Source organism: Streptomyces phytophilus, assembly GCF_013870535.1.
GTDB classification, from domain to species: domain Bacteria; phylum Actinomycetota; class Actinomycetes; order Streptomycetales; family Streptomycetaceae; genus Streptomyces; species Streptomyces phytophilus.
In genome coordinates, this window is sequence record NZ_JACBXC010000498.1 from 1 (window position 1) to 4170 (window position 4170).

At 73.7% G+C, this 4170-nt stretch carries 3 protein-coding genes; all 3 read left to right on the forward strand.

Going from position 1 to position 4170, the window contains the following annotated elements; translation table 11 throughout:
- The coding region (locus H5J30_RS20020) for a family 78 glycoside hydrolase catalytic domain (RefSeq protein ID WP_181788784.1) at window positions 1-2171 on the forward strand (2171 nt) is incomplete at its 5' end.
- A 217-nt stretch (window positions 2172-2388) separates the two neighbouring features.
- Window positions 2389-3753 carry a family 43 glycosylhydrolase gene (locus H5J30_RS20025; protein ID WP_181788785.1) on the forward strand — a complete coding sequence of 455 codons (1365 nt, stop codon included), beginning with the start codon at window positions 2389-2391 and terminating at the stop codon, window positions 3751-3753.
- A gap of 37 nt (window positions 3754-3790) precedes the next feature.
- Window positions 3791-4170, forward strand: a 380-nt coding sequence (locus tag H5J30_RS20030) for a nucleotidyltransferase domain-containing protein (RefSeq protein ID WP_181788786.1), incomplete at its 3' end; no start/stop codon positions are given.

Sequence of the window (4170 nt, forward strand, 5' to 3'; positions counted from 1 at the left end):
GGCGCGCCCGGCTGTACATCAGCGGGCTCGCCTACTACGACGCCGAGATCAACGGCCGCCGCGTCGGCCGCCAGGTCCTCGACCCGGGCTTCACGGACTACGACGAGACCGTGCTGTACGCCGTCCACGACGTCACCGGCCTCGTCGCCCGCGGCGCCAACGCCATCGGCGTCACCCTCGGCCGCGGCTTCTACGGCATGACGACCCCGAACGTCTGGAACTGGCACACCCCGCCCTGGCACGGCGAGCCCCGCCTGCTGGCCCAGTTGGAGATCGAGCACCCCGGCGGCGCCCGTACCACCGTGGCCACCGACGGCAGCTGGCGCCTGACCGAGGGCCCCACCCGCTCCGACTCCCTCTACGCCGGCGAGACCTACGACGCCCGCGAGCACCCCGCGGGCTGGACGAAGCCGGGCTTCGACGACTCCGCCTGGGCGAGCCCCGCCCGCCGGGAGGCGCCCAAGGGGGCCCTGCGCGCCCAGCCCCACGACGCGATCCGGGTCATCGACTCCGTCCGGCCGGTCGCCGTCACCGCGCACGGCGACGACTGGATCGTCGACATGGGCCGCACCCTGGCCGGCTGGACCCGGCTCTCGGTACGCGCCCCGGCGGGCACCACCGTGCGGCTCGCGCACGGCGAGAAGCTGAAGGCCGACGGCAGCGTGCACGCCGAGACCGGCCATGTGCCGGGCCGCTTCCAGACCGACGAGTACATCTGCGCCGGCGGCGGGGCCGCGGAGGAGTGGGAGCCCAAGTTCTCGTACAAGGGCTTCCGCTACGTACAGGTCAGCGGCCTGCCCGCGAAGCCGGATCCCGGCGGCTTCGTCGGCCGGGTGGTGCACACGCCGGTCGCCGACACCGGGACGTTCGGCTGCTCCGAGCCGTTCTACGAGCAGTTGGAGCGCGCCATGCGCCGCACCGTGCAGAACAACCTGCACGGCATCCCCACCGACACCCCGATGTACGAGAAGAACGGCTGGACCGGCGACGCGCAGGTGGGCGCGCCGGTGATGATGTACGCGCTGGGCATGCACCGGATGCTCGGCAAGTGGCTGGACGACCTCCGCGACAGCCAGAACGCCGAGGGGCAGGTGCCGGTGATCGTGCCCAGCGGCGGCTGGGGCTACCGCGACCTCGCGCCCGCGCCCGAGTGGACGACGGTCTACCCGTTCCTGGTGCGGGAGATGTACCGGGTGTACGGCGACGAGCGCGTCGTACGCGACCACCTGCCGGCGCTGACCCGCTATCTGGACTGGGAGCTGGACCGGCTGGTGGACGGCCTGGCGGTCACCGCGCTCGGCGACTACCTGCCGCCCGGCTACGGCGGCAACCCGCCCGAGGACACCCGGCTGACCGCCACCTCGTACCTGCACCGGGCGCTCACCGACACCGCGGCGATGGCGGAGCTGGCGGGCGAGGACGGCACCCGGGAGAGGTACCTGGCCGCCGCGGAGGGGCTCAAGGAGGCGCTGAACGCCGAGTTCCTCGCGCCCGAGGGGCACTACCGCACGGCGAAGGACCCGGGCTACCGGCAGACGAACAACTGCATCCCGCTGGCGTTCGGCCTGGTGCCGGCGGGGGCGCGGGCGAGCGTCACCGCGTCGCTGCTCGCCGACATCGAGGAGCGCGGCAACCACCTCAACACCGGCGCGCTGGGCACCAGCGTGCTGCTGCGCGCGCTGACCGCCGAGGGGCACGGCGACGTCGCCCACGCCATCGCGACCCAGCGCACGTACCCGAGCTGGGGCTACTGGTTCGACAACGGCGCCGACACGATGTGGGAGATGTGGCAGCTCGACTCGCGCTCGCGGGACCACTACTTCCAGGGCACGGTCGTGCAGTGGCTGTACGAGAACGTGGCCGGCCTGCGGCCGGGCGACGCCGGGTACCGCACGTTCTCCGTACGCCCCGACGCGCGCACCGGGGTGGACTGGGCGCGCACCGAGCTGCACACGGTGCGCGGGCCGGCCGCCGTGTCGTGGTCGCGGATCGACGCGTCGGTGCGCCTGGCGGTCCGGGTCCCGGTGGGGTCGACGGCCGAGGTGCACGTGCCGAGCGCCTCGCGCGGTGACGTACGGGAGCCGGAGGGTGCGGAGTTCGTCCGGGCCGAGCCCGGCTTCGCGGTCTACCGGGTGCCGCACGGCTCGTGGACGTTCACCGGGAAGCCGTGACCGCGGCCGCGGATTGAAACCATTCAGTAGCGAGGGGGCGGCGGCGGGCACCCGCCGCCGCCCCGGCAACGCCCGTGCCCGCCGCGGTCGTTGACACCCCCGGTGCGGCTCCTTACCGTGAGCCGCGATTGCAACGATGTAATAGCGCGCGCAGCTCACCCCCCACCGCGGCCGGCCCGCGCCGCCCGCCCGGAGTCCGCTCCCGGAAGGAGCTTCCGTGTCCCCGCGCCCCGCCCGTGCCGCCACCGCCGCGGCCGCCGCTCTCGCCGCCGTCGCCGCCTTCCTGGTCCCCGGCTCGTCCGCCGCGGCAGGCCCGGAGCCGGCCGCCGCCCCCGGACCGCCGGTGCTCGACGCGAACTTCGCCGACCCGGACGTCGTCAAGGCCGGCAACACATACCACGCCTACGCCACCAACAGCGCCGGCCGGAACATCCAGCACGCCACCTCCACCGACCTCGCCTCCTGGTCGCTGGACGGTGCCGACGTGCTGCCCCGGCTGGGCGACTGGGCCGTGCCGAACAGCGGACTGGTGTGGGCGCCCGAGGTCTTCGACAACGGCGCCGGCTTCACCATGCACTACACCGCGCGCGACCGCGCCAGCGACCGGCAGTGCATCGGCGTCGCCCTGGCGGCGACCCCGGCCGGCCCGTTCGAGCCCGCCGGCGCCGGCCCGCTGGTCTGCCCCGCCGACCAGGGCGGCGCCATCGACGCCTCCAGCTACACCGAGGGCGGGCAGCGCTACATGCTGTGGAAGAACGACGGCAACTGCTGCAACCAGGACACCTGGCTGCACCTCCAGCCCGTCAACGCGAACGGCACCGCCACCACGGGCGCGGCGACGCGGCTCATCCGCCAGGACCGGGCCTGGGAGGGCAACGTCATCGAGGCCCCCACGCTCCTCAAGCGCGGCGGCAGGTACGTGCTGCTGTACTCGGCGGACTTCTTCGACGGCGAGCGCTACAAGACCAGCTACGCCGTCGCCGACAGCCTCACCGGCCCGTACACCAAGGCGTTCAACCCGCTGATGACCACCGACACCTTCGGCGGCGCCGTCGTCGGCCCCGGCGGGCAGGACGTCGTCACCGGCCCGGACGGGAGGGACCGGATCCTCTTCCACGGCTGGAGCGCGGACCACTCGCGGCGCTCGATGTACGCGGCCGGCATCGGCTGGGCGAACGGGTACCCGGTCGTGGACGGCAGCAGGGTGCTGTACCAGGCGGAGAACGCCACCGTGCACAACGCGACCGTCCGCGACGCCGCCGGCGCGTTCGACGGCAAGGCCGTCGGCCACATCGACTTTCCCGACAGCTACGTGGAGTTCTCCGTCTTCACGCCCACGGCCGGCGACCACACCCTGTCCGTCCGCTACGGCAACGGCTCCCTCGACGGCTCCGCGCAGGTGGCCGCCACGCACACGCTGACGGTCGGCGGCGCCGCCGCCGGCGAGGTGAACTACCCCTTCACCGGCTGGGACAACTGGACCACGGTGGAGACGCAGGTCCGGCTCGGCGAGGGCTGGAACACGGTCCGCCTCGGCAAGGGCGCGTTCTTCGCCGAGCTGGACAGCATCGAGATCGCCTGAGTCCCGGCGCCGGGCGCCGATGACCGACACTGGTCGGATGGAAGATCAGCTGCACGAGATCATGACGCTGGTCGACGACGTGCTCGGCCCCGAGGTCGTCGGCGCCTACCTGCACGGCTCCGCAGTCCTCGGCGGACTCCGCCCCGCCAGCGACGTCGACGTGCTCGTCGTCGCCCGCCGGTCCCTGACCGGCGGCGAGCGGCGGGCGCTCCTCGACGGGCTCCTCGCGGTGTCCGGCTTCACCGGCGGGCTGCGCCCGGTGGAGCTGACGGTGGTCGAGCAGTCCGCGGTGCGGCCGTGGCGCTACCCGCCGGCCGGTGACTTCCTCTACGGGGAGTGGCTGCGCGAGGAGTTCGAGGCGGGCGGCCCGCCGCGGCCTGCGGCCATGCCCGACCTGGCGATCGTGCTCACGATGGT